The organism is Janthinobacterium sp. LM6 (assembly GCF_002002885.1).
GTDB classification, from domain to species: Bacteria; Pseudomonadota; Gammaproteobacteria; order Burkholderiales; family Burkholderiaceae_D; genus Janthinobacterium; species Janthinobacterium kumbetense.
Genome location: NZ_CP019510.1, coordinates 873,346 through 897,267, shown reverse-complemented (window position 1 = coordinate 897,267; position 23,922 = coordinate 873,346). Strand labels below are relative to the sequence as shown.

Genomic DNA, 23,922 nt, shown 5'->3' with positions numbered 1-23,922 from the left:
GCTTTCAGTGAGGGAGGTCGGACGCGGGCTCATCGCCGTCGTCAGGCAGGTCGCCGATGTCGGCGGACAGGTCGTCCGCCAGGTCGGCGTCGGGCAGTGTATCGCCGCTGACGGCCACCAGGCGCGCCGGCGCCCGCTTGAAGACGTCGGCCAGGGCGCCGTTGATGATGCGTTCCTTGAGCACGTCCGTGTCCATCATCAGGTCCAGCAGCGGGCCTTCCAGGATGAAATCGCCGCGCCGCTCGATAAAGCCCAGCTTGGCCAGGGTGCCCAGGTTCATGTCCATGCGCGTCTTCTTGCCCAGCTTGTCGCCGAAATCCGACAGCAGCGCCTTGTAGGAAATGCCGATCGACGCGTCTTCCGCGCGCGGCAAGGGCTTTTCCGTGCCAAACATGTCATTTTGATCATCATCGGCGTGCTGGTGCGTTTCCTGCCGTTCGCGCTTGGGCAGGATGATCTGCGCCCACAGCACCACCAGCAAGGCCACGCCATCGCGCGCCAGGCCGAAGTTGTTGTTTTGCCACACGTCGCGCGCGCCGAAGATCTTCGGTTCGATGGTGCGCGTCAGGGCCAAAGTCACATGGTCGGCGTACACGTTGTCGAGCAGTTTCAGGCCGCAGGCCAGCAGGCGCGCATCGATCTCGGCGCGGAACAGCTCGTCGGACAGCACGCGCTTGACGAGCTTGTCGTCGCGGCGCAGGGTTTGATGCGTGAGCAGGCGCGCAATCAGGATTTGGGAATCGTCATTCATCGGCTGTGCCGCTATCTAAATCAAGTGAAACATTCAGTGAAAGCGAGGCGATCGACATGGCCGCCACGTGGGGGTCGGTCAGTTGGACCATCTCGTCGGTCGGAGTAAAAGTGATCGGCAAACGGGCCAGTTCGGCCGTGGATCCCTGCAAGCTCGCTTCGGAGACGTCGCCGAGCAGCGGCAGCATGGAGGCGCGGTACGAGGCCACGGCAAAGCTGGCCGGCAACAGGGAATCCTGCACGGGCACCGATTTCGGCCCTTCCTCGCCGATGCTGGGGAAATTGCCCAGGCTGGCGAAGTTCGACAGGCGTTCGAGCAAATCGTCGAGTTCAAGCTGCATGGCGGGACCGTCGCTGATGGTGGTGGGCGCGTCCTCTCCGCTGGGCAGGCCCGTGTTGATGACACCCGCCGCCCGTTCGGACAGCAGTTCCGTTTCGGCCACGTCGATCATTTCGGCCGGCGTGGAGAACAGGGGCACGACGGGCTGGTCGATGGCGCCCTCGGCCAGGCTGGCCAGGTCGTCATGCAGCAAGAGCCAGCGCTTGATGTCCGTGGTCGACAAGCCCGACTGGCCCAGGTGCACCCGCTGGCGCTCGATCTGGTTCAGGGCGCGCGAAAACATGCCTTGCATGTTCAGCAATTTACTTTGCGCGCGGCCGATCGCCTGCGCCGCCTTGTGCGTGGCGCTGTCCGCATTTTCATCGGACGTGATCGCCACGAGGATCTCGGAACCCTTCTCGACCCAGTCGCAAGCCATGTTCCACTTCGCTTGCGCCGTGCGCAGGCGGAATTCGGAACCGGAGGCAATCGCGTCGGAAAATTCTTCCGTCAAGTCCACCAGGCGGCCCAGCAAATGTTGCAATTGCTCGACCGACACGCCACCGACGGCTTGCGCGCCCGCCACCTGCGACAGCAAAAAACCCATTTCCGCTTCATCTTCCGTCTGGCCCAGGCCCAGCAGGCTGTCGATGGCGGACAGCACATTGCGCGCCATCGGGGTCACGCGGTACACGCCCTGCTGCGCATCCCAGGCCAGCAACTGGTTCGAGCGCAGTCGCAGCAAGACCGTTTCCAGGCTTTCCGGCAACAGATACGCGAGTTTCGTATTGATATCGGCGCGCGTATAGGCGGACGTGGCCGCATCGGACGCGAGTTCGCGCAACACCAGCAGACGCACCAGCACGCCATCGAAACCGCCGTGGAACAGGGCCGTAAACACTTGCAGCAGGGGCTGCGCCCGCTTCAAGTGAAAAACTTGCTCAATTTCATCGGCCGAAATATTGGGCTGGAAATGCGCCTGCAAGGAATCGTGATGCTCCTGCTCTGTCTGATTTGCATCCGTAGCCACGGCTGCACTTGCCATTATATCAATCATTCTTTTCCGGATGAGTGTTCAGCGGGCGGCGCTGCGGGCTAACGCGGCGCTGCGGGGCGGGGGCGTCAGTATATCAGTTCTGACATGCAATTTAGCGCATGGGAGGGGGAGGTGCGGACACGGCGCAACACGGCCGGTGCGCCGTGCCGGGCCAGGATGATGAAATGGGGGGCCAAACACGGCATGCCTGGCCCGGAACCGTTAGTGAGCACCTACTTCTTGACGATCTTTTGCAAGGTTTGCTCGACGTAATCGCCGTCTTCATCGGCGAACGTCACCTTCACGGGATACCATTCCAGCGATGGCGCCAGCCACAGGTCCACTTGCTGGCCCTTCTTGTCCGGCGGCGGCGCCTTGACCAGGTGGATGGCGGCCACTTCGCCCAGGCCGGTGGCGACCTTGTCCTCCTTGACGACCTTGAAGGTCCACGGCTCGGCGTCGTGGCGGCCGGCAACGAAGAAGCTCCATTCCGAGCCAGGGACGAATTTATCGGGCGCGGCGCGCGCCACGCTGACCAGTTGCCAGACGGTACTGTTGCGGTCCTGCTCGCCGCCCTTCAGCGGATAGCTGTCATCGCCTTCGCTGAAGACGATGCTCTTGCTGTCGCGCTTGAAGGTGGTCGTGGCCGCTTCCTTGCGGAAACGTTTTTCCACGAACTGCGCCGGTGCCAGGCCGTAATCGTCGACCGTGCCTTCGCTGCGCTGCTCGAGGATCTTGCCGAACAGGGCAGCCTTGGTTTCGGCCAGCAGCGAATACTTGCCGTCGCCGGCGCGCCAGTTGCTGACCGATTCGCCGGACAGCGCAATGCCGCGCTGTTTCGCCTTGATCGAATAGACGAGGTCCGCCGACGGCGCCAGCTTGTACGGGCGCTTGACGACGGGGTGATCGACGGGCTCGTCCGCCGCCATGGCGGGCGTCAGGGTGGCCGCCAGCAGGCTGGCAGCCAGGACGCGTTTCAAGGTAGTCAAAGTAGTCATTTATTTTCCTGTTGATTCATTTACGGAGATCTTGGTCACGGTTTGCGTGGTCAGCGCCCCGTTCGCTTCGGTATTGCGTATTTGTACCGGATACCATTGCATGGACGGCGCCAGCCAGACATCGAGCTGCGACGAATACGTGCCCGGCTTGGGCGGGCGGCGCAGATGCCAGGTCACCAGGCGGCCCATTTTGGTGTCCAGTTCTTCCTCGCCCACCAGGTGGAAGCGGAATACGGTCGCTTCCTTTTCCTCGCCGACGAGAATGTCGATATTGCCCACCAGCTGGTTGACGTCGGCACGCCCGATGGCGGCCAGCTGGAACGGCACCGTGGCCTTGTCTTGCGCCCCTTCCTGCCATGGCGCCGTGGCTGTCGTGGCCGAAAACGTGATGGCCTTGGCGCCGCGGTTGAAATGCGTGGCCGTTTGCGCGCGGCCCTTGCGTTTCTCCGTGGCCGTGACGGGCACGATGCCGCTGCCATCGATTTGCCCCTCGCTGGTCAGCACCAGCAGGTTGATGCGCGTGATCAGCATGCTCAAGCCCACTTCCAGCTTCAGCTGATACGTGTCGCCCCGGTTTTCCCACGCCATCGCGGCCACGCCCTGCCATTTGGTGCCGTCCGCATCGCGCCGGTCCACGTGCAGGTCGAACTGGGCCGAGGCGGGCGCATTCGTCTTGTAGCGCCGTGCCTGCTCGACGGGCGGTGGCGGCGGCGCGCTGGCCGGCGCGGGTGCGGCGGCCACGGCGGGCGCCGGCGCCGTGATGGCCGGAGCAGCCACGGCGGCCGGCTCGCTCGTGGCCGGGCCTTCCGGCACGTCGCTGACGGGTGCCGTCAGCTGGGGCGTTTCGCTCGACGCCAGCTCCGTCGGCGGTGGCGGCGGTGGCGGCCGGGGCTTGGGCACGGGTCGCAGTTCAGGCGGCGACAGCGGCGCCACCGGCAGGGGTTTGGGCGGCTCGGCGATCAAGGCCATGCTGACCACCTGCGCATGATTCTGCCCCAGCGGCACCATGCTGGCGCGCGAGGTGAGCCATTCCAACGCCACGTAATGCAGTACGCCGATGACCGCGACAAAGATGACGGTGCGGCGGCGCGGCGGCGAAAAGAAGGAGTCAGGCATCATAGGCCGTAGTGTAACGCTTCCGCCCCGCTTCCCGCTTCTTGCCCGTGCTCAACTCTTAATGTTTTATGTAAGAAAATGTTGGCGGCATTGCGTCAGTTGCAAGCCGATATCTGCTACGCTAAGGCTATCCACCTACTAGGAGATTTCGCATGGCAAACCCGCAAATGCCCCAAATGCCGGGCGCAGCAGTTGTGACCGATACGCTCGACTTCGTCAAAAACCTGTGGGGCAGCATGAGCGTGCCCGGCATGGGCATGCCTGGCATCACGGCGCCCACCATGTCGGTGGAAGAGCTGGACAAGAAAATCAACGACTTGAAAGCCGTCGAAGCATGGCTGAACCTCAACACCAGCATGCTGCGCGGCAGTATCCAGGCGCTGGAAGTGCAGCGCGGCACCATCGCCACCCTGAAATCGATGGGCGCATCCCTGGCGGCAGCCATCACCCAGCCCGGCGCCAGCGAAAAATCCGTGTTTGAATCGGTGCCCTACGCTTCCGCGTTTTTCCAGCAAGCCACACCTGCGGCGCCTGAACCGAAACCGGCGCCGGCACCTGCACCTGCGCCCGCACCGCAACCCGCTGCGGCGGCGCCCGGCGATGCCGGCAGCCAGGCCGGAGCCCAGCTGGCCAATCCAAGTGCCTGGTGGAATTTGTTACAAGATCAGTTCACGCAGGCCGTCTCGACAGCGATGTCGCCCGACGCCGCCAGCGCGGCAGCGGCCAGCTTTGGCAGCGCAAGCAAAGCCAAGCCAGCGGCCAGCAAGCCGGCCAAACCTGCCGAAGCAGGCACGGCAGCCAAGGCCAAGGCCCCGCTGCGCAAGGCGCCCGCGAAACGCGCAGCGCCCAAGGCCAAAGCACCAGGCAAGGCCTGATGTTTCAAACCGGCAATATGATCAGGCGATACGATGAATGCGGATCGCCTCGATCATGTTGTCGGCCTGGCGTTTTACGTCACCGATCGTGATCAGGCCTTCGTCGGCCAGCGCCTTGGCGTGCTCGTACGAAGACTGGAATGTTTCCAGCGTGTCTCCCTTGGCGGCGACCGGGCGTACCCAGGCAACGGCGCCAACCTTCATTTTTTTGTATACTTCATTGACCACATCACGCATAGTTTCTTCCTTATTGTTGTAAAGCAACTCAAGCACGGGCGAACCCACGCTGGCCCCTAGTTTATCATCCGGCACGCTCACGCACGGCTTTTCCCCCTTTTTCCGCTGCCGGCGGCGCATTTTCCGGCGCCACGACGGCGTCTTCCGGCCCGGGCGGCGGTGTCAGCTGCACCAGTTGCTCCATCAATTGCGCGAAGCGCTGCTGCCCTGGTGCAATTTTGTCTACATACAACAACACTTCCATGGCTTCGGCCGCCAAATCGGCCTGAAACCCGCGCTGCTGCAGGAAGGAAACGATGATTTGCGCGGAATTGAACAGGATGCGCAAGTTGTTCGGCAGTTTTTCGCGCGCCGCGCGCATCCAGGCGACCGCTTCGTTGAGCTTGTCCGTCTTCCACAGCAGCACGCCCTTGTTCATCAAGTCCGACGCTTCCTTGCGCGAGGCGATGATCAGGCTCGTGCCTTCGTCGCCCATCTTCGCCTTGTCGAAAATCTTTTGCACTTCATCCTGCACCACCTGGTTGTCGTGGTTGTTCTTCACCACGTAGCACAGCAGGCCGGCCGGCGCATCCTTGACGCCGACGGCGAACAGCAGGGTGGCCAGTTCCATGCAGATGGCCTTCTCGGGCCGCGCCGGGTCTTCCAGCAGCATGGCTTCGAGCTCGTCGCCGCACTTGCGCGCGCGCCGGTAATCGCCCGTTTCGTGGTGCACCATGCCTTCCGTGATCTTCGCGCGCAGGCCGATCTGTTCGGGCGAGAATTCGCGCTGCGCCAGCAGCAGCCACTGCAGCGCCTCCTTCGCATCCTTCTTCAGGCCGCACACGCGCGCCAGGCCCAGGTAGGCGTCCGGCGTCTTCATGACGGAAAACTCGCCGATGGAAATACACTTGCGGAAAGCCTTTTCCGCCATGCTGACATTGCCTATTTTTAAGGCGGCGAGGCCCAGGTTGCGCTGGCGCGGCACGGAATTGGGCGACAGGCGCGCCGCCTTTTCCAGCACGCCGCACGCTTCCTCGTGCTGGCCCATCAGCTGGTAGGCGACGGCCATCTGGTCATAGGCGTCGATGTAGTACTTGTTTTCGACGATCACGCCCTGGAATATCTGCCGCGCCGCCTCGTGTTCGCCGTTGTTCATGCGGATCTTGCCCAGGCCCGCCCTGGCCCAGCTGTAATCGCGCTCGGCCAGCACTTTTTCGTACACGGCGCGGGCTTTTTCCGGCTCGCCGCTTTTCAGCAGCAAACTGGCCTTCATGCGCAGCAATTCCAGCTCGTGCAGCTTGTTGACCTCGATCTGCGCGTCGCACAGCTTGGCCGCGCGCAGATAATCCTTTTCCATGCAGGCCTGGTCGATTTCGCGGAACACCTGCTTCTTGTGCCACACGCGGTTCAGACGCGTCAGCAGCACGCCTTCCGTGATCGGCTTGATCAGGTAGGCGTCGGGCTGGTGCTCGGCCGCGCCCATCACCGATTCCACGCTTTTCTCGGCCGACACCATCAACCACACGCTGGACGGTGCCGTCAGGTTGCGCACGCGCGTCTCTTCCAGCACTTGCTGGCCATTCTTGCCTTCGCCCAGGTTGTAATCGCACAGCACCACGTCGTAACGCGTCTTGGCCAGCAGCTTCATGGCTTCGCCGCCGCTGGCCGCCTGGTCGATATGGCGCGCGCCCAGGTTGCGCAGCGATTCGCGCAACAGGATGCGGATACCGATGAAATCGTCGACCAGCAGATAATGTTTGTCGGCCCAGTCGGTGCTGCCCGCTTCGGCGGCGGTGGCGTGGCTGTCTGTCGTCATGGAGTCCTCGTTCAGGGCAGGCGCAGGATGAAACAGCCGCCGCCCAGCGCGCCGCCATTTTCCAGGGCGATGCTGCCGCTGCTGCCCCGGTGCTTGTGCATCTTTGCCACTTCGCTGGAAAAATACAGCCCCAGTCCCGTGCTGTTGGTGGAAAAATTCACGCCGGCCGCCATGCCATCCATGGCCGCGCTGCCCGCGTCCAGCAAGGCCTGGGTATAGCCGTCGCCATTGTCTTCCACGCGCAGCTCCAGCATGCCCTCGTGCTCCCGCACGGACAGGCGGATCGTGTCTTTCGTGTAGCGGATGGCGTTGTTGATCGCATGCGCGAGCACGCCGATGACCAGGTCTTCATCGAGGGTCCAGATCAGTTCCGGCGGACAGGCCGTCTCCAGCTGGATGCCTTTCGAGGCCAGCAGGATCTTTTCCTGGTCCACCACCTGGTCGATGACCTGGCTCACCAGTTGCGGCTGCACGTCGAAGGGGTAGCCGGGCTTGCCCACTTCCTTGTACAGGGCCAGCAGCTGGATCAGGTTATCGTTGAGGCGCTTGGTCTGGTACAGCATCTGCGCCATCTGCAGGTAGGCGGGGTCGGCCTGGGGGGCTTCTTTCGCCTGCTCGGCCGCCAGCAAGGATTCCAGCGTGCCGCTGACGACGCTGATCGAGTTTTTCATGTCGTGCACGGTCGACGCCAGGAACAGGAAAAGCTCGGGCGAGCTGTGTTGATCTTCCACCGGATATCTCCTTGGGGCCGCAGCTTGATTATTGCCAAGGATAAATTATACCGCCAGCCTGCGGGCGCCTGCCAGCCACGCGCAAAGTCCGTGACCTGACGCAACAATGCCGCCCCCGCTGGCGCCGGGGCGGCATTCGCTTGTCAAGCCAACAAGATCAGCGGCGCGCGCCCGCCAGGCGTTTCACCACGACAATCATGCGGTCGATTTCCTCATACGTGTTGTAGAAGGCGAACGACGGGCGCACGGTCGCCTCCACGCCGAAACGGCGCAGGATAGGCTGGGCGCAGTGGTGGCCCGAGCGCACGGCGATGCCCTCGTCGTTCAGGGCGCGCCCCACTTCCGCCGGCTCGTACCCAGCCAGCACGAACGAGGCCACGCTGGCCTTGTCCAGCGCCGTGCCGATCAGGCGCACGCCGGGAATGGCTTGCAGCTGGTGCGTCGCGTATTCCAGCAGCGCGTGCTCGTAGGCGGCGATGTTTTCCAGGCCGATACGCTGCACGTAGTCGATGGCCGCGCCCAGGCCCACGGCATCGGCGATATTGCCCGTGCCCGCCTCGAAACGGTTCGGCACGCCCTGGTAGACGGTGCGCTCGAACGTGACGTCGGCGATCATGTTGCCGCCGCCCTGCCACGGCGGCAATTGCTCGAGCAAATCCGCCTTGCCATACACGGCGCCGATGCCCGTCGGGCCGAACACTTTATGCCCCGAAAACACATAGAAATCGGCGCCCAGCGCCTGCACGTCCACGCGCAGGTGCGACACTGCCTGCGCGCCGTCGACCAGCACGCGCACGCCGGCCGCATGCGCGAGCGCGATGATCTGCGCCACGGGCGTGACGGTGCCCAGCGCGTTCGACACCTGCGTCACGGACACCAGTTTCGTGCGTCCGTTGAGCAGCTTGCGGAATTCATCAAGGATGATCTGCCCGCTGTCGTCGACGGGAATCACGCGCAATGTCGCGCCCTTTTCCGCCGCCAGCTGCTGCCACGGTACGATATTGGCGTGGTGTTCCAGCTGCGAGACGATGATCTCGTCGCCGCTGCCGATGTATTTGCGGCCAAAGGTATTGGCGACCAGGTTGATGCCTTCCGTGGCGCCACGCACGAAAATGATTTCATTGGGCGAAGCGGCGCCCAGAAAACTGGCCACCTTGGCGCGTGCCGCTTCATACGCATCGCTGGCGCGCGCCGCCAATGCGTGCGCCGCGCGGTGGATGTTCGAATTCTCGTGCGCATAGAAATACGACACGCGGTCGATCACCGACTGCGGCTTGTGCGTGGTGGCCGCATTGTCGAACCAGGCCAGCGGCTTGCCGTTGACGCGTTCGGCCAGCACGGGAAAATCGCGCCGCACGGCGTGCACGTCGAACGGCGCCGGTGTCCGGTGCTGGCCAGGCGTCGTCGCCGAGGGCAGCTCGGTCTGGAAATAGAACGCGGGCTGGCCACCGGCTGGCGAGACCGGCAGCTGACGCGCGGGCGCCTGCTGCGGCGTGCCAAACAGGCCCCGCACATCGTCGGGCGCCGCCTGCCCTTGCCCCTGCCGCGCCAGGCCATCGAGGCCATTGCCCGACGCGGGATAACCATGCGCGCCGCCGATAAAATAATACGGCGACGGCGCAGCTGGCGCATTGATCGCCGACAAGCGCGGCGTCGGCACGGACGCGGGCGCCGGCGCGATGGGCGCTTCCAGAGGCGCCGTCACGGGCGGCACCTGCGCCGTCGCCACGCCGGGGGCGATGGCGGCGAACGCAGGACCGGGTTGCGGCGGCGGACGGTTCGCATAGCGGGGCGCCGCATCGAGCACGCTGCCGGAACCGCCAAGGCTGGAGGATTTATCGAGACCAGGCAGGCGCGCGAAAAACTCGCCCGCCAGGCGGTTCAGGGTCGCTTCGTCGGGTAAAAACGGGACGGCAGGCACGCCCGCCGCGCCATCACTTGTAGGTGTCTGGGTAGTCATGGTATTTACCGATCTCCACGTCTTCCAGTACGGCCAGCGCATCGTCGGTCAGCACGGCCAGCGAGCAATACAGCGAAATCAGATAGGACGAAATCGCGTGGCGGTTGATGCCCATGAAGCGCACGGACAGGCCCGGGCTTTGCTCGCCCGCCAGGCCAGGCTGGAACAGGCCGATCACGCCCTGGCGCTGCTCGCCCGCGCGCAGCAGAATGATCTTGGTCTTGCCGTCTTCGATGGGCAGTTTGTCGGACGGCACCAGCGGCACGCCGCGCCACGTGAGGAACTGGGAGCCGAACAGGCTGACGGTCGGCGGCGGCACGCCGCGGCGCGTGCATTCGCGGCCAAAGGCAGCAATCGCCAGCGGGTGCGCGAGGAAGAAGCCCGGCTCCTTCCACACTTTCGTCAGCAGTTCGTCGAGGTCGTCCGGCGTGGGCGCGCCCGTCAGGGTAAAGATGCGCTGGTCGTCGTGCACGCTGGCCAGCAGGCCGTAGTCGGGATTGTTGATCAATTCACTTTCCTGGCGCTCCTTGATCGTTTCGATGGTCAGGCGCAGCTGCTCCTTGATCTGGTCGTGCGGGCTGCTGTACAGGTCCGACACGCGCGTGTGTACGTCGAGCACCGTGCTGACGGCATTGAGAAAATATTCGCGCGGCTGGTCGTCGTAGTCGACGAAGGTTTGCGGCAGTTCCGACTCGTCGCGCTGCGAGCAGGCGACGCGCACATCCTTCGGATTTTTCACGCGATTGAGGCGGTAGATGCCCGCTTCCACGGGCAGCCATTGCAGCAGGTGCACGAGCCAGCGCGGCGTGATCGTGGACAGCTGGGGGACGCTCTTGCTTGCATTGGCCAGCTGGCGCGCGGCGTTATCGCCCAGCGCGAACTGGCTCTCTGTTGCTTCTGCCATGACTACTCCTGATGAGAAAAGTGAATATGCTTATCTGAAAAACGAATAAAGTATCGGACGCCCCTCTCTTTTCCTCAACATGCTATCGCCATCAACGCGGCGTTTTAATCGACCAGCTCCGGCTCGCAGCGCGCCATCAAACCCGCCAGGCCGATACCCAGCGCGCCGGCCAGCTTTTCCACCGTCAGCAGCGACGGCGTGGCGGCGCCCCGTTCGATCTCGCCGATGAACGAGCGGTTCAAGTCGGCCGCTTCAGCCAGGCGTTCCTGCGACCAGCCATGCCCTTCGCGCAACTGGCGCACGGCCAGTCCAAACTGTTTGATCAACATGCTGTCCTCATGGGTGGTGGGAAAAAGCGGGGTGGGATGGCGCCGGCAACTCCGGCGCCTCCTGCTGGTTATGCGCTTGCGTGACATGGCTGCCGGGCGCCACGCTGCGGGTCAGCCAGACATTGCCGCCGATGACGGAACCCTGGCCGATGGTCACCCGTCCCAGGATCGTCGCGCCCGCGTAGATGACCACGTCGTCCTGCACGATCGGATGGCGCGCCAGTCCCTTTTTCAGCACGCCGTCGGCGCCGGCGGGAAAGCGCTTGGCGCCCAGGGTGACGGCTTGATAGATGCGTACCCGTTCGCCGATGATGGCCGTCTCGCCGATCACCACGCCAGTGCCATGGTCGATGAAAAAACTGCTGCCGATGATGGCGCCCGGGTGGATGTCGATGCCCGTCTGCGAATGGGCCACTTCGGCGATGATGCGCGCCACCAGCGGCGCGCCCAGCGCGTACAAGGTGTGCGCCAGGCGGTAATGGATGATGGCCAGGATGCCCGGATAGCACAGCAGCACTTCGTCGACGCTGTGCGCGGCCGGGTCGCCATGGAAGGCGGCCGCCACGTCCGTGTCGAGCTGGGCGCGGATGCGCGGCAGCGCGCGGGCGAAGCGCTGCACGATGGCCAGCGCCTGCTGTTCGATGGACACCGTCTGCTGCAAGCCATGCTGGCGCGCGTGGTAACTGAGTTCGCGCCGCACCTGTTCGTGCAAGCCCGTCAGGGTCGTGTCGAGCGTGTGGCCGACAAAGAAATCCTCGCTCTCCTGCTGCAGGTCGAGGGGGCCCAGGCGCATGGGGAACAGGGCCGCGCACAGGGCTTTGATGATGTCGTGCAGATGCTGGCGCGACGGGAATTCGCGCGCGCCGCATTCCTGGCTGCTGGCCAGCCCCTCGCGCCACTGCGCGCGCACGGCGCGCAATTCATCGACGATCTGGCGCAATTCCCATTGCGGCTGCGCGGCAAGGGAGGCGGGGGGTATGGCTCGCTGGTTCATGGTGGTTCCGGGAAGAGGTTTAATCTTGCAGCCAGGGCAGCGCATGCCAGCGCCAGCCGCCGCTGTGGCCGCGCTGCTGATGTGCATCAAGGTCGCCCTCGAAGCCTTGTGCGATATTGAAGACGTGCGTGAAACCGGCCTTGGCCGCCGCTTCGGCGGCTGCGGCCGAGCGCTTGCCGCTGCGGCACAGCAGCACCACGACGGCGTCCTTGCCGCCCACCTTCGCTTCCAGTTCGCGCACAAAGCGGGGGTTGCGGTTCATGGCCGTGCCGGTGGCCCACGCCACGTGCAGCGAGGCGGGCACGTAGCCGACGAACGTGCGTTCTTCATTCGTGCGCACGTCGACCAGCACGGCTTTGCCGGCCTGCACCAGCTGCCATGCATCCTGCGCGCTGACGGTGCCCGCATACGGCAAGCCTTGCGCCTGCGCCTGGGTGCGCGCGAGATTGAGCACTTCGTCAAACGCCGCCTCGCCGTGCGCGGCGCGGGGATCGAAAATCAGTTCTGCAGCAGCCATCTTTCCACCTCTTTATTCCGTCGTCAAAAACCAGCACGAGTCCACTGTAGCGAACTTATGTTGTTCGGAAAACAAATTAAAAAGAGTTTGGAAAGCTGAAAAACGTATATGGGGACTACGCGCGGAGCGTCCGCATATGGGGTCAGACCCTCACGCGCGTTGGCGCCAGGCTTTGCGTCAGCTGTGTTGGGGGTCTGCCCCCAGCCCTCGCCTGCTCTGCGCCAACGTTCAACCAGCGCGCCGGCGCTCGCGCAGCAGGAAACGCGCAGGATCGAGCGCCTCCGCCAGCTGACGCTCCAGCGGCAGCGGCTCGCCCTCCAGCTGGCAAGCCAGCAGCTCGGCCGCCAGCGGCGCCCAGATCAGGCCGCGCGAGGCATAAGCGAGCAAGCCGAACAGGCCAGGCCAGCGCGGCACATCGCGCAAGCGCTCGCAGCGATCGGGCACGCCGGGGTCGGGCAAGGCGCCCGCCAGCGGCAAACGGTCCGGCGCCACGCAGCGAAAGCCCGTGCGCCCGGCCAGCGGTGCCTCGAACGGGGTCACGCCAAGGATGTCGGCGATCTTCGCGATATTTTCTTCCTGGCTCGATAGGCGCAACGTGGCGTCCGCATCCGCATCGTAGCTGGCGCCCACGCACACGACACCCTGGTGCGCCGGCGTCATGTAGGCTTCGCGGCAGACGACGAACGGCAACGAAGGCAAGCTGCCTTCGGCCAGGTGCGTCACCTGCCCGCGCACGGCGTCCAGCGGCAGGCCGGCCGCCTGCTCGACATCCACGGCCCCCGTGCCCGCCGCCAGGATGACGGTGGGCGCGGCCGCGATCAGGGTGCCTTGCGCATCGCGCACCAGCCATTCCTGATCGCCGCGTTCCAGGCGCAGGGCGCTGCTGGAAAAGCGCCGCGTGAGCAAGGCGCCGCAGGCGTCGAGCATGGCGGCGCAGACGGAGGACGGGCGTGCCCAGCCGCCCTGTTCGAACCACCAGGCGCCATCGGGCGCCGGCGCGCCCAGCATGGCCGCCGCATCGGGCGCTTCCAGCCAGCGGGCGAATTCGCGCGGATACAGGCCGCTGGCGGCGATCTGCCGCTGCACCTGCGCATGCGCGTCATCGCGCGCCAACTGCAGCACGCCGCATTGCGCGCCATCGAAGGCGCTGCCGATGCCGCCCAGGTCTTGCCAGTAGCGCAGCGAGTACAGGTAGGCGGCGCGCACCAGGCGCGTGGCGATATTGTCGTCCTTCGACAGCTGCGGCATGAAGATGCCGGCCAGGTTGCCCGACGCCTCGCTGGCCGGCTGCGCGTGGCGTTCGATCAAGGTCACCTTCCAGCCGCGCGCGGCCAGGCGTTCGCAGGCGGCCGCACCGGCCACGCCCGCGCCGATGACGATGGCGCGCCGCTCGGGCACCACGGCAGCCACGTGCTCTCCGCGCCGCGCATAAAACATGGCGCGCAAGCGGCTCTCGTCGAAGACAAAACCGTACTTTTGCAGCGCCATGCGCTGCGCCTCGTCCAGGTGCACGGCTTGCAGGCGGGCGCCATCGACCATCAGGCGCGCCAGCACCGGCGTGGCTGCCGGCACCCAGGCCAGATGCACTTCGTCGACACGCGCCGACAATTGCGCCAGGCAGGCATCGGGCTCGCCGATCAGCACATCGAGCGTGACGAGGCCATCGTGCGAGACCATGCGGTGCAGGCCCGGCACGCAGGGCGGCCACTGCGCGCGCCACTGCTCGGGCAAGTGGTTGGCGTCGACGGGACGCGGCGCCAGCGCGATGTAATGCAGGCGGCGGCCGCCATGCGCCGCGCAGGCGGCACGCAGGCGGGCACCGTCAAAATCCGTGTCGAGCAGGACCAGCGCGCGGCGCATCAATGCCCCGCGCGGCAAAAGCAGGCGGGCGCATGGTCGTCGACCATGCCGATGCCCTGCATGTAGGCGTAGATGATGGTCGAGCCGACGAACTTGAAGCCCCGCTTGAGTAAATCTTTCGACAGTTTGTCGGACAAGGCCGTCTTGGCGGGACGCTCGCCGGTCTGCCAGCTGTTGACGATGGGCTGGCCATCGACATACGCCCACAGGAAGCCGTCCAGGGTCTGCCCTTGCGCGCGCAGACGCAGATAGGCTTGCGCATTCGTGATGGCCGCCGCCACCTTCAGGCGGTTGCGCACGATGCCGGGGTCCGCCAGCAGCTGCGCCACCTTGTCCGGGCCATACGCGGCGATCTTTTCCGCGTCCCAGTTATCGAAGGCGGCGCGGTAGGTGTCGCGCTTGTTGAGGATGGTTTCCCAGCTCAGGCCCGCCTGCGCGCCTTCCAGGTTCAGCATCTCGAACAGCCGGCGCTCGTCGTGGCAGGGCACGCCCCACTCCGTATCGTGGTAGTCGAGATAACGGGGATTGGCCGGATTGGCCCAGGAGCAGCGGATGATGGTCATGGTCGTTTTCTTCAGGTGCAGGCAAGTGCCAGTATAGTTTATCGGCCGCGCAGGAGGCGCCCCAGTTCCAGCAGACCGTACTCCATCTCGGCCGGGGGAATCGCCGCAAAGCCCAGCAGCAGCCCCGGCGGCGTGGCGCAGGCGGCGCCGGCGTCAGGGTCGGCATAGTGGCCCAGCGGACGCAATTCGATGCCCCGCGCCAGGCCCGCGCGCGACACCGCTTCCTCGTCATGGCTGCCGCGGAAATACGCGCACAGTTCCAGGCCGCTGTCGGCCGGGCCGCAGGCGAGCTGATCGTCGAGTTCGCGCGCCAGGCCACGCACCAGCAGGTCGCGCCGTTCCGCATTGCTGTCGCGCGTGCGGCGGATATGCCGGCCAAAGTGGCCTTCGGCGATGAAGTCGGCCAGCGCCATCTGCGGCACGATGGCCGTGTGGCGATCCATCACGGCCTTGGCCTGCACCAGCGCCTCTGCCAGCGCGGGCGGCGCCACCATGTAACCGAGGCGCAGGCCCGGGAACAGCACTTTCGACAAGGTGCCCACGTACACCACGCAACCGGCCCGGTCCAGGCTTTGCAGCGAGGCCAGCGGCGCGCCCGTGTAGCGGTATTCGCTGTCGTAATCGTCTTCCACCAGCCAGGCTTTGTTTTGCGCGGCCCAGGCCAGCAGGGCCAGGCGGCGGGGCAAGCTCATGTTCACTCCCAGCGGCATCTGGTGCGATGGCGTCACGTAGGCCAGCTTCGCCTGCGGGCAATGCGCCACGCCATACGCCACGTCCAGCCCCTGCGCATCGACGGGGACGGGAAAGACGCGCGCGCCGGCCGCGCGCAGCGGGCCGCTAGCGCCCCGGTAGCCGGGCGACTCCATCCAGGCAGAGTCGCCCGGCGCCAGCAGGATGGTCGACAGCAGGAACAGCGCCTGCTGCGAACCGGAGGTGATGACGATCTGCTGCGGCGTGCACTGGACGCCGCGCGACGCCTTCAGGTACACGCACAGCAGTTCGCGCAGCGGCAGATAGCCGGCCGGGTCGCTGTAGCCGAAATGGTGGTCGGGCCGGCGCCAGCGCCGCGCTTCCAGGCGGTTCCACACGTCGAACGGAAAATGGTCGATGCGCGGCATGCCGACGCGAAAGGCGCGCAGCGGCCCCCGGTGAAACGCCACCTGGCGCATGGCCGCCACCACGCCCTGCCCGCGCGCCGACAGGGGCCGCAGCAGGCCGGGCGCCGCTGCCGGAGCAGGTGCCGACAGCGGTACGTCAACGCTGACAAAAGTGCCGCGCCCCACGGCGCCATCGAGATAGCCTTCGGCCGCCAGCTGCGCATACGCATTGAGCACCGTCTGGCGCGACACGGCCAGCAGGCGGCAAAAGTCGCGCGTGGGCGGCAGCTGCATGCCGGGACTCATGCGGCCATCGAGAATGGCGGCCTTGATGGCCGCGTACAGCTGGCGAAACAGCGGCTCGCTGGCGCCGCGCCGCAGCGGCAAGGCGGCGATGACCTGGTGCAGGTGGGAAGCTGGCATGGTGGCATTCTTGAATTGGTAGCTTCAAGATAGCACTTATTGGCTGTTTTAAATAGCCAAGACTGGCGCTAAGATGACGCATCCCCTTCTACTCTTGCGGAGCACCCATGCATCAGTTTTTCGCCACCGTGGCCTGGCAGCGCGACGGCCAGGATTTCGCCGGCCAGCGCTACAGCCGCGGCCATGAATGGCAGTTCGACGGCGGCCTGACGGTACCCGCCTCGTCCTCTCCCCTGTCCGTGCCGCTGCCCATGTCGGTGGCGGCAAATGTCGATCCGGAAGAGGCGCTGGTGGCCGCCACATCGAGTTGCCACATGCTGTTCTTGCTGTCGCTGGCAGCGCAGCGCGGCTACGTCATCGACGACTACCGCGACGAGGCCGTCGGCGAGCTGGGCAAGAATGCCGCCGGCCGCCTGGCCATGACGCGCATCGTGCTGCGTCCGCGCATCGCCTTCGCGGGAACGCCGCCCTCGCCCGAGGCGCTGGCCGCCCTGCACCACGACGCGCACGAGCGCTGCTACATCGCCAATTCGCTGACGGCCGACGTCGTCGTGGAAGGAGCCCATTAAATGTACACGCCCGCCACCTTCCGCGAAGAGCGCCTCGACTTACTGCATGGCCTGATAGCCGCGCATCCGCTGGGCGCGCTGGTGCGCCACGGCGCCGATGGCTTGTGCGCCGACCATCTGCCGTTCGAGATCGCCACGCCCACGCTTGATGCGCCATTCGGCATCCTGCGCGCCCACGTAGCGCGCGCCAACCCGCTGTGGCGCGCGGCCGGCAGTGAGGATGAATGCATGGTGCTTTTCCAGGGGCCGCACGCCTACATCACGCCCGCCTGGTATGCGGAAAAGCAGCGCAGCGGCAAGGAAGTGCCCACCTTCAACTATGCGGTCGTGCACGCGCACGGCCCCCTGCGCGCCATCGACGACGCGGCGTGGCTGCTGGGATTGGTGAAGCGCCTGACGGCGCGCCATGAGGCCAATCAAGCCGCTCCGTGGAAGGTGAGCGATGCGCCGGCCGGCTACATCGAGAAACTCTTGAAAGCCATCGTCGGCATCGAGATTCCCCTCACGCGCCTCACGGGCAAATGGAAGCTGGGGCAGAACCGCAGCATGCAGGACCAGGCCAGCATGGCGCATGGCCTGGCGCTGGACACGCAAGCCGGCGCGGCGCAGGCCCTGGGCGCGCTGATCGCCGCCAACGTCAAGCCAGCCAGCTGACAGCCGCCGAAAACGTCAGGAACGACAGTGCCGTCGAGACCAAAATAATGCGGGCAATGCGCGCTGCGCTGTGCTCACGATGATGCGCAAGGCGCGGGGCGCGGCCCGGGACGTTGAGTGTCCCCTCACGTCAGCCAGCTGACAGCCGCCGAAAACGTCAGGAACGACAGCGCCGTCGAGACGAGGATGATGCGGGCAATGCGCGCCGTGTTCGCGCCGAAGCGTTCCGACAGCAGCGAGACGTTGCTGGCGCTGGGCAGGCAAGCCACCAGCACCATGCAGGTCAGCGCAAACGGATCGAGCGGCGCGCCCAGCGCGATGGCCGCGTGGCCGATGCCCCACACCAGCAGCGGATGCAGCAGCAGTTTTTTCAGCGCCACGGGCACATACTCTCCCAGTGGCGCCGGGTCGCTCGTGCTCATTTGCGAACGGGCCAGCACGGCGCCGATGGTAAACAGGGCGACGGGCGAGGCAGCGTCGGCCAGCAGGCCCACCGTCTGCATCAAAGGCTTGGGCAAGGCCAGTTCCAGCCACGACGACAAGGCACCCAGCACAATCGCCCACGGCATCGGGTTGCCCGCCATGCCTTTCAGGGCATTCATGACGGCGGCACGGCTGCCGTGCGCGCCGCCGCTGCCGATGCGCGACAGGGCGATGCACAGCGAGCTGGTAATGAGCATGTCGACGACGATGGTGACGATGACGGGGCCCGAGGAACGGGGACCGAGCAAGGTCAATAGCAGGGGCACGCCCATGAAGCCCGTATTCGGGAAGGCCGCCACCAGCGCACCGAAGGCGGCGTTGTTCCAGTCGATGCGGTGGCTCAGGGTCATGGCCATGGTGACGCCCACCATGCTCAGGGCGCACAGCAGGTAGACGCCGAACACGCTGGCGTCGAGCAGCTGCGCGATGGGCGTGGCGGCGCCGAAGCGGTACAGCATGCAGGGCAGCGCGAAGTACAGGACAAAACTGTTCAAGCCGCCGATGGCGGCCAGCGGCAGCAGCTTGCGCCGCACGGCCAGGTAACCGCACAGCACCAGCGCGAAGAAGGGAAAGGTGATGGCGAGGATGGTCAGCATGGAGCGCCATTGTAGCGCGCTGCACCGGCTGGCCGCCTGGCGCAAAAAAAGGCCGCTCGCGCGGCCCAAGGAGGTTTTCGGAAAAACGCAGGCGGCCCGCTATGGCTTGAGCTGGGCGCGGATCTCGCCGGCCGGGTAGGCGGCGCTGTGCACGTTCACATACAGGTTGCCGGCCTGGTAACTCGCATACTGGGGCGGCGTGAGCATGGTGCCGGCCGGCACGGCAAACATGCCTTCGGCGGTTTTCACCAGCGGCACGATGACGGGGCCGTTGGCGCCGACGGGCGCTTCATGGATGTGCGCGACGGTAGCCACCATGCCCGTGTAGCGCACGCCGCCGCTGACGCTGCGGTCGTGGGCGACGCGGATATTGCTGCTGCCGCTGGCCGTGCTGGTATTGGCCGGCACTTCCTGCGCGCCCGTCAAGGTGACGTCATGGCCGCCCGGGTGATGCGGACCGTGGGAACAGGCGCCCAGCAGGGCGGCCAGCGCCAGCACGCTGGCGGCGCGGCGTACGTGTTGTTGCAGTGTGCTCATCGCAGTACTCCCTCAACGGACATCGGATCACGGATGGCGCCCTGCCCTGCCCGTACAGCCGGGCCGGGCGTACGCCGCACTTGAGTTGCATAGTGCGACAGTAACGCCATGCCGCCGTGTCCGCTTTGCTGTACGCCAAACTTGCTGCTCGCCTGCCGGCGCGCGTTCAGGCCAGGTGGCCTTCCGCCACCCAGCCGCGGTTGGCGGCCGGCGCCTTCGGCTTGGGCGCGATGCCGCTGCTTTTTTCCGCATCGAGGATGATGCTGCGCATGCTGTCGCTGGCGGCAGGCCCTGGCGCGAATGCGTAGTACTCGTCATTGATGGGCAAGCCCGTCGTGGCGTCGACCAGTACCGGGTCGGCGGCCAGGCCCGTGTCGCGGCTGGCGATGACGAGGCTGGCGCCTTCGGGCGCGAAGTTCTCATTACCCCAGGCAATAAACGCCAGCAAGACGGGCTTGAAGGCGCGCCCGGACTTGGTCAGCACATAGTCGTAGCGGGGCGGCTTGGCGCAATACAGGCGGCGCGTCATCAAGCCCCCTTCCACCAGGTCGGCCAGGCGGCGCGTCAGGATGGTGGGCGCAATCTTGAGGCTTTTTTCAAATTCGTCGAAACGCGTCTTGCCGTAAAACGCTTCGCGCAGGATGAGGATGCTCCACCATTCGCCCACCTTGCCCAGGCTGCGTGCGATCGGGCAGGGCAAATTATTAAAGTTGGTATGTTTCATGACCATCTCCTCACGTTGATTCAACACAACAATCGAAAAAGTATTTCAGTTGCAATACGGAAACTTAGTTACTATCATCTTGAAAGCTACGCTCCCCCCATGATGGCGGCCTGAAAATACGCACAAACTCACACTTTTCTTGTTCCAGTACAATCATGGCTCGTTCTGTTCCCCTCAACCCGGTACGAAAAATGGTGTCAGCCTTGCCATGCGGCGTCGCTGACCACGCCCGTTTTTCGCCAGATGCATCCAAGATGACTCCTTTGAAGCTTGCCGTACTGCCAGCCCTGTTTGCCCTTGCCGTTTGCCAGACCACCACCGCCGGTACCGTCTCTTCCGCATCCTTCCAGGCCACCTTCGTCGTCCACGATGCGTGCACCATCGTCTCGCAGCCCGGCAGCGCCCAGGTGCGCTGCCAGCACAACACGCCCTATTTTCTGCACCAGCAGGCAACGCCATCGGGCGCCGGCCTCGTCACCGTCACGTTCTAAAAATAAATCGTTGCCGTCACCGTGTCCTTGTAATCGCCAGGGCGCGGCGACACCTGCGCCGGCACGCGGCCATAAATGGTCAACGGCACGCTGGCGCCCGTTCCCGTCCCCGTCACCATGCTGGTGCCTGCCGTGCCATCGCCCCATGGCGCGCCATCGAGGGTGGCGGACAGCAAATAACTGACCTTGTCCGTGGTCACCGTGTTCTTCATTTGCCGGTTGGCCACATTGGCCGCCACGCTGCCGCCGTTCAGGGCAATCTGGTAAGCATTGTTATTGACGCAGCGCACCGACAAGGTGCTGGTGCTGCGCAGGTTGCCCGTCAGGATGGAGGCGTTCGCAAACGCCATCGGCGTGGCCGTGATGGTGCAATCGTTGATGGCCGTGGCATTCACCGTGAAACCGAAGCTGCCGCTGCTGGCCGAGCAACCCTGCAGGTTGATGAGGCCATAGGTCGTGTAGGTGTACGTGCCCACGCCGGCAAAGCTCGACGTATACACGGTATTCGCGTTGCCCACCGTGGGCACGGCGGCCAGGGCGGTGCCGGCAGGGATCTTGGCGTACACGGTAAAGGTGGTGGAATACGTGCCGGGCGGGGCCAGCAAGCCGGCCGACAGAATCATGCCGAAGGTCGACGGCGCGCCCGCCACGCCGGCGCCGCCCCAGATCTTCGCCGTCGCATACGAATTGTCCACGTACACGTTGTACTCCATGCGGTTGCTGCCGTTGCCCAGCTTGCGCGGCAGGGCCGAGGTGGAATTCGTGCCCAGCCCCAGTGAGATGCACACTTGCGCGTTGGGCGTGAGCAACTGCCCCAGGTTCAGCGACGAAAACAGGCAGCTGAAGGTCCCCGTGGCCTGCGCCACGTAATCGGTGCCGGAAATCGGGCTGACGGCGCCGAAATCGATATTTGTCACGCTGACCGTGCAGGTATCGGCCGCCTGCGCCACGCTGCCCCAGGCGCAGCCCAGCAGCAGAGTCAGCGATAACAGCAGGCGGCGCATCAGCGGCCTGCCCCGGCGCCGGCAGCAGCGCTAACGCAGTGCAGCGGCCCGATCACGGGCAAGCCGCCCGACGCCGGACGCACATAGGCAAAGCGCACGGTGCATGCGCTGTCGCCCTCGCCAATATGCAATTGATTTTGCTCAAGCAGGTCGTCGACGAAAACGATGCCGTCGAATCCCACCACCGTCTGCTTGCCGCTTTGCACGTGCAACACGGGCAAGCCCGTGGACAGCGCTTTGCCCTGCGCATCCTGGACGATGACGGTGGCCGCGCTGTAGCGCTCGATGGGAAAGGCCGCCAGCACGCCCGCCAGGTATTGCGGCACGATATTGATATTGCTCACAGGCACCCGCGCATCAACATCGAGCTCATCCGTGGCGATGCTGATCTGGTTATTGCCATAGGGATTCAAATTCGGCACCAGCAGATAACCGCCCCTGCCCGTCACGCCGATCTGGCGGTTTTCATGCAGCACAGGAATATTACTCACGCCGCCCGTGGAAACCAGCGCAAAACCGTTGCCCACCTGGCGCGCCGCCTCGACATGGCTATCCATCAGCAGCAGCGCACCGGCCGCACCCAGCGAGGAGGCACTGCCCATGCTGCTGCTTTGCGTGCGCGCGCTCACGCGGCCGTCGTTGCCCAGGTATTCCACTTGCGCCTGCCGGTAGGCATTGCTGCCCGCCGTGCCAGCCTGCACGCTCCAGCCGAAGCCGCCGCCAAAGTCCGCCGCGCGCTGCGCGCTGACGCTGCGGCCGCTCTCGCCGTTTTGCCGGCTGCTGTTCACGCTGAGGGCCAGATTGTTGTCGAAGGCCATGCTCAAGCCAAAGTAAAAGCCCCGCTTCTCGCGTTGCCGCAAGTCCTGGAACAGGCTGGCGTTGAAGAACAGGCCGTGAAACAGGGTGGCCGAATAGCCCACGGTGGCCAGTTTCGATGGCGGCGCGCCAGGCGTGCGGTAGCTGATATAGCTGCTGCTGATGCTACTTCCTGCAGGCAATGGCAAACTGACGGTGAGGCGGTCGGCCGCGCGCACCACGGGACTGCCGTCGCGCGAGGCCAGGTCGCCAAAGCCGGCGCTGGCGCGCACGCTTTGCACATCGACGCTGAAGCGCGGCCCCATGTACTGATAGCCGGCACCCAGCTGCGCACCACGGCTGCGGCCGGCGCTGGCCGACAGCGAACCGCTCAGCACGCCAGCCTGGCCCAGCCGCACCAGCGCGCCCGCCCCCGCCTGATACAGGCCGGCGGCCAGTTCCGCATGGCCTTCGAGGGTGAAGCTGTCGCTGACGCCGTGGCGGCCGGAAGCGCTGGCAACCAGTTGCCGTTCATAGCCGAACAGGCGGCGGCCATAGTCGCGCCGCACGGCGCCCGCCTCGACCGAGTAATCGCTCAAGCCGCTGGCCAGCATGCGCGTATCGACATACAGGGGCAGCACGGTCGTCACGCTGCGCCCCAGCGCATCGTGGGTGATGATCGTGGCTTGCCCGGCGCCATTGATGCCGGCCACTTGATTCAGGACAAATGGACCGCTGGGCACGCTGGCAGAATATTGCTGCACGCCATTGACATACAGGCTCAGCGACGAAGGCACGAGCGCCGTGCCATCGACGGAGGCGACGGGAAAGGTCAGCAGGTCGGGGCGCAGCTGGAAATTCTTGCGCCACTGCACGCCGCCGACGCGCATGGCGCGGCTCCAGCTCAGCGATGAGGAAATCAGGTCGCCCACCTGCCACGTTTGCAGGGTGTCGGGGTCGGCGTGGCTCCAGAAGGTGTCAAAGCGCATGTACTTGCGCTGGTCCGCCCCCAGGTTCACGGTGCCGGTATTGCTGAAGACGCCGCTGTCATTGAAGTAGCGCAAGTCGTTGTAGATGGCGGCGCGCCGCGTCCGGCCCAGTTCCGCATAGGCTTCGTAATTGAGGACGGCGCCGGGCGTGACCGTCGATGGCGGCGTCTGCGCCGCCGTGCGCGCGCTGATGCGGTAAGGCGAGCGCAAATCGTCCGCCACCCGCAGCGACACGCTCTGGCGCGCCGCATCATATTCATAGCTGAGTCCGGGAATCGCCTCGAGCGCCACCTCGGTCTGACCGGGGGCGACCAGGCGCGCGGGGTCCAGCCCCAGCTGCTGCAAGTTCGCCACACTGCTGCGCAAGCCTTTGCCCACTTGGGTAAAGCGCAAGATCAGCCCGGTTGATTCAGCATTCACAGTAACCTCCAGATACAATTCATTCGGCGCCGCCGGATCGCTGGGCAAGCTGGCGGGTCCCGGATCGGCGCCCGTCAGGCCCGCCGCGCCATCGGCCCTGGCCAGCGGCGCCATGGCCAGCAACAGCCACGCTGCCAGTACACGTTTCATGGTGTG

24 protein-coding genes are annotated in these 23,922 nt (G+C 65.3%); 4 read left to right on the top strand and 20 right to left on the bottom strand.

Going from position 1 to position 23,922, the window contains the following annotated elements:
* Window positions 1-4: 4 nt before the first annotated feature.
* From BZG29_RS03980 to BZG29_RS03965, 4 genes are all read right to left on the bottom strand, one after another.
* Complete coding sequence (locus BZG29_RS03980) at window positions 5-751, bottom strand: hypothetical protein (protein WP_077399077.1); 747 nt, start codon at window positions 749-751, stop codon at window positions 5-7.
* Entirely contained in the window at window positions 744-2,114 is a 1,371-nt protein-coding gene (locus BZG29_RS03975; RefSeq protein WP_092608970.1) for a hypothetical protein, read from the bottom strand. Before BZG29_RS03975 ends, BZG29_RS03980 begins: the two co-directional genes overlap by 8 nt.
* A 224-nt stretch (window positions 2,115-2,338) precedes the next feature.
* Window positions 2,339-3,103, bottom strand: a complete 765-nt coding sequence (locus BZG29_RS03970; RefSeq protein WP_077399074.1) for a DUF3108 domain-containing protein — start codon at window positions 3,101-3,103, stop codon at window positions 2,339-2,341.
* A complete protein-coding gene (locus BZG29_RS03965; protein WP_253192775.1) occupies window positions 3,104-4,222 on the bottom strand; it encodes a DUF3108 domain-containing protein in 1,119 nt (372 codons plus the stop codon).
* A gap of 149 nt (window positions 4,223-4,371) precedes the next feature.
* Here BZG29_RS03965 and BZG29_RS03960 point away from each other — a divergent pair, with 149 nt between their 5' ends.
* Complete coding sequence (locus BZG29_RS03960; protein WP_077399071.1) at window positions 4,372-5,094, top strand: PhaM family polyhydroxyalkanoate granule multifunctional regulatory protein; 723 nt, start codon at window positions 4,372-4,374, stop codon at window positions 5,092-5,094.
* 21 nt (window positions 5,095-5,115) lie between these two features.
* Here the strand turns inward: BZG29_RS03960 and BZG29_RS03955 are convergent, their stop codons facing one another.
* From BZG29_RS03955 to BZG29_RS03905, 11 genes are all read right to left on the bottom strand, one after another.
* Complete coding sequence (locus BZG29_RS03955) at window positions 5,116-5,412, bottom strand: hypothetical protein (protein ID WP_251349309.1); 297 nt, start codon at window positions 5,410-5,412, stop codon at window positions 5,116-5,118.
* Window positions 5,396-7,126: a response regulator gene (locus BZG29_RS03950; protein WP_077399062.1), complete on the bottom strand. Its 1,731-nt coding sequence runs from the start codon at window positions 7,124-7,126 to the stop codon at window positions 5,396-5,398. Before BZG29_RS03950 ends, BZG29_RS03955 begins: the two co-directional genes overlap by 17 nt.
* Before the next feature lie 11 nt (window positions 7,127-7,137).
* On the bottom strand, window positions 7,138-7,857 hold the full coding sequence (locus BZG29_RS03945) for a HAMP domain-containing sensor histidine kinase (protein ID WP_077399059.1): 720 nt from the start codon (window positions 7,855-7,857) through the stop codon (window positions 7,138-7,140).
* Between the two features lie 157 nt (window positions 7,858-8,014).
* On the bottom strand, window positions 8,015-9,817 hold the full coding sequence (locus tag BZG29_RS03940) for a family 2A encapsulin nanocompartment cargo protein cysteine desulfurase (protein ID WP_077399056.1): 1,803 nt from the start codon (window positions 9,815-9,817) through the stop codon (window positions 8,015-8,017).
* Window positions 9,792-10,721, bottom strand: coding sequence for a family 2A encapsulin nanocompartment shell protein (locus BZG29_RS03935; protein WP_034753448.1), 930 nt, complete (start codon window positions 10,719-10,721; stop codon window positions 9,792-9,794). The genes BZG29_RS03940 and BZG29_RS03935 overlap by 26 nt, the downstream gene beginning before the upstream one ends.
* Window positions 10,722-10,825: 104 nt before the next feature.
* The gene (locus BZG29_RS03930; RefSeq protein ID WP_034784364.1) at window positions 10,826-11,050 is read right to left on the bottom strand and encodes a helix-turn-helix transcriptional regulator; all 225 of its coding nucleotides are present in this window, start codon (window positions 11,048-11,050) and stop codon (window positions 10,826-10,828) included.
* A 7-nt stretch (window positions 11,051-11,057) separates the two neighbouring features.
* Entirely contained in the window at window positions 11,058-12,044 is a 987-nt protein-coding gene (epsC, locus tag BZG29_RS03925; RefSeq protein WP_077399054.1) for a serine O-acetyltransferase EpsC, read from the bottom strand.
* A gap of 19 nt (window positions 12,045-12,063) precedes the next feature.
* A complete protein-coding gene (locus BZG29_RS03920) occupies window positions 12,064-12,561 on the bottom strand; it encodes a rhodanese-like domain-containing protein (RefSeq protein WP_077399051.1) in 498 nt (165 codons plus the stop codon).
* Window positions 12,562-12,789: 228 nt separating this feature from the next.
* Window positions 12,790-14,421, bottom strand: a complete 1,632-nt coding sequence (gene mnmC, locus BZG29_RS03915) for an FAD-dependent 5-carboxymethylaminomethyl-2-thiouridine(34) oxidoreductase MnmC (protein WP_077399048.1) — start codon at window positions 14,419-14,421, stop codon at window positions 12,790-12,792.
* Window positions 14,421-14,984: a DNA-3-methyladenine glycosylase I gene (locus BZG29_RS03910; protein WP_077399045.1), complete on the bottom strand. Its 564-nt coding sequence runs from the start codon at window positions 14,982-14,984 to the stop codon at window positions 14,421-14,423. Before BZG29_RS03910 ends, mnmC begins: the two co-directional genes overlap by 1 nt.
* 38 nt (window positions 14,985-15,022) lie before the next feature.
* Window positions 15,023-16,504 carry a PLP-dependent aminotransferase family protein gene (locus BZG29_RS03905; RefSeq protein WP_077399042.1) on the bottom strand — a complete coding sequence of 494 codons (1,482 nt, stop codon included), beginning with the start codon at window positions 16,502-16,504 and terminating at the stop codon, window positions 15,023-15,025.
* A gap of 107 nt (window positions 16,505-16,611) precedes the next feature.
* Here BZG29_RS03905 and BZG29_RS03900 point away from each other — a divergent pair, with 107 nt between their 5' ends.
* Together BZG29_RS03900 and BZG29_RS03895 are read left to right on the top strand one after the other, a co-directional pair.
* The gene (locus tag BZG29_RS03900) at window positions 16,612-17,073 is read left to right on the top strand and encodes an OsmC family protein (RefSeq protein WP_077399039.1); all 462 of its coding nucleotides are present in this window, start codon (window positions 16,612-16,614) and stop codon (window positions 17,071-17,073) included.
* Window positions 17,074-17,727, top strand: a complete 654-nt coding sequence (locus tag BZG29_RS03895; RefSeq protein ID WP_077399036.1) for an FMN-binding negative transcriptional regulator — start codon at window positions 17,074-17,076, stop codon at window positions 17,725-17,727.
* Between the two features lie 125 nt (window positions 17,728-17,852).
* On the opposite strand, the gene BZG29_RS03890 is transcribed toward BZG29_RS03895, so the two are convergent.
* From BZG29_RS03890 to BZG29_RS03880, 3 genes are all read right to left on the bottom strand, one after another.
* Window positions 17,853-18,806, bottom strand: a complete 954-nt coding sequence (locus BZG29_RS03890; protein WP_077399033.1) for an AEC family transporter — start codon at window positions 18,804-18,806, stop codon at window positions 17,853-17,855.
* 99 nt (window positions 18,807-18,905) lie between these two features.
* On the bottom strand, window positions 18,906-19,343 hold the full coding sequence (locus BZG29_RS03885) for a CHRD domain-containing protein (RefSeq protein ID WP_077399030.1): 438 nt from the start codon (window positions 19,341-19,343) through the stop codon (window positions 18,906-18,908).
* A 166-nt stretch (window positions 19,344-19,509) separates the two neighbouring features.
* A complete protein-coding gene (locus BZG29_RS03880) occupies window positions 19,510-20,067 on the bottom strand; it encodes a helix-turn-helix domain-containing protein (protein WP_034753667.1) in 558 nt (185 codons plus the stop codon).
* Between the two features lie 254 nt (window positions 20,068-20,321).
* Between BZG29_RS03880 and BZG29_RS03875 the strand changes: the two genes are divergently transcribed.
* Complete coding sequence (locus BZG29_RS03875) at window positions 20,322-20,558, top strand: hypothetical protein (protein WP_077399028.1); 237 nt, start codon at window positions 20,322-20,324, stop codon at window positions 20,556-20,558.
* Here the strand turns inward: BZG29_RS03875 and BZG29_RS03870 are convergent.
* Window positions 20,555-21,562, bottom strand: coding sequence for a spore coat U domain-containing protein (locus tag BZG29_RS03870; RefSeq protein WP_077399026.1), 1,008 nt, complete (start codon window positions 21,560-21,562; stop codon window positions 20,555-20,557). The genes BZG29_RS03875 and BZG29_RS03870 overlap by 4 nt on opposite strands.
* Window positions 21,562-23,916 (bottom strand): fimbria/pilus outer membrane usher protein, encoded by a 2,355-nt coding sequence (locus BZG29_RS03865; RefSeq protein ID WP_171984936.1) that lies wholly within the window; start codon window positions 23,914-23,916, stop codon window positions 21,562-21,564. The genes BZG29_RS03870 and BZG29_RS03865 overlap by 1 nt, the downstream gene beginning before the upstream one ends.
* Window positions 23,917-23,922 lie beyond the last annotated feature (6 nt).

Coding starts and splice junctions, on each gene's coding strand:
- BZG29_RS03980 (WP_077399077.1), bottom strand. CDS start 751: ATGAATGACGATTCCCAAATCCTGATTGCGCGCCTGCTCACGCATCAA.
- BZG29_RS03930 (WP_034784364.1), bottom strand. CDS start 11,050: ATGTTGATCAAACAGTTTGGACTGGCCGTGCGCCAGTTGCGCGAAGGG.
- BZG29_RS03910 (WP_077399045.1), bottom strand. CDS start 14,984: ATGACCATCATCCGCTGCTCCTGGGCCAATCCGGCCAATCCCCGTTAT.
- BZG29_RS03890 (WP_077399033.1), bottom strand. CDS start 18,806: ATGCTGACCATCCTCGCCATCACCTTTCCCTTCTTCGCGCTGGTGCTG.
- BZG29_RS03975 (WP_092608970.1), bottom strand. CDS start 2,114: ATGGCAAGTGCAGCCGTGGCTACGGATGCAAATCAGACAGAGCAGGAG.
- BZG29_RS03970 (WP_077399074.1), bottom strand. CDS start 3,103: ATGACTACTTTGACTACCTTGAAACGCGTCCTGGCTGCCAGCCTGCTG.
- BZG29_RS03875 (WP_077399028.1), top strand. CDS start 20,322: ATGACTCCTTTGAAGCTTGCCGTACTGCCAGCCCTGTTTGCCCTTGCC.
- BZG29_RS03935 (WP_034753448.1), bottom strand. CDS start 10,721: ATGGCAGAAGCAACAGAGAGCCAGTTCGCGCTGGGCGATAACGCCGCG.
- BZG29_RS03965 (WP_253192775.1), bottom strand. CDS start 4,222: ATGATGCCTGACTCCTTCTTTTCGCCGCCGCGCCGCCGCACCGTCATC.
- BZG29_RS03960 (WP_077399071.1), top strand. CDS start 4,372: ATGGCAAACCCGCAAATGCCCCAAATGCCGGGCGCAGCAGTTGTGACC.
- BZG29_RS03920 (WP_077399051.1), bottom strand. CDS start 12,561: ATGGCTGCTGCAGAACTGATTTTCGATCCCCGCGCCGCGCACGGCGAG.
- BZG29_RS03950 (WP_077399062.1), bottom strand. CDS start 7,126: ATGACGACAGACAGCCACGCCACCGCCGCCGAAGCGGGCAGCACCGAC.
- mnmC (WP_077399048.1), bottom strand. CDS start 14,421: ATGCGCCGCGCGCTGGTCCTGCTCGACACGGATTTTGACGGTGCCCGC.
- BZG29_RS03940 (WP_077399056.1), bottom strand. CDS start 9,817: ATGACTACCCAGACACCTACAAGTGATGGCGCGGCGGGCGTGCCTGCC.
- BZG29_RS03880 (WP_034753667.1), bottom strand. CDS start 20,067: ATGAAACATACCAACTTTAATAATTTGCCCTGCCCGATCGCACGCAGC.
- BZG29_RS03905 (WP_077399042.1), bottom strand. CDS start 16,504: ATGCCAGCTTCCCACCTGCACCAGGTCATCGCCGCCTTGCCGCTGCGG.
- BZG29_RS03870 (WP_077399026.1), bottom strand. CDS start 21,562: ATGCGCCGCCTGCTGTTATCGCTGACTCTGCTGCTGGGCTGCGCCTGG.
- BZG29_RS03885 (WP_077399030.1), bottom strand. CDS start 19,343: ATGAGCACACTGCAACAACACGTACGCCGCGCCGCCAGCGTGCTGGCG.
- BZG29_RS03865 (WP_171984936.1), bottom strand. CDS start 23,916: ATGAAACGTGTACTGGCAGCGTGGCTGTTGCTGGCCATGGCGCCGCTG.
- epsC (WP_077399054.1), bottom strand. CDS start 12,044: ATGAACCAGCGAGCCATACCCCCCGCCTCCCTTGCCGCGCAGCCGCAA.
- BZG29_RS03895 (WP_077399036.1), top strand. CDS start 17,074: ATGTACACGCCCGCCACCTTCCGCGAAGAGCGCCTCGACTTACTGCAT.
- BZG29_RS03900 (WP_077399039.1), top strand. CDS start 16,612: ATGCATCAGTTTTTCGCCACCGTGGCCTGGCAGCGCGACGGCCAGGAT.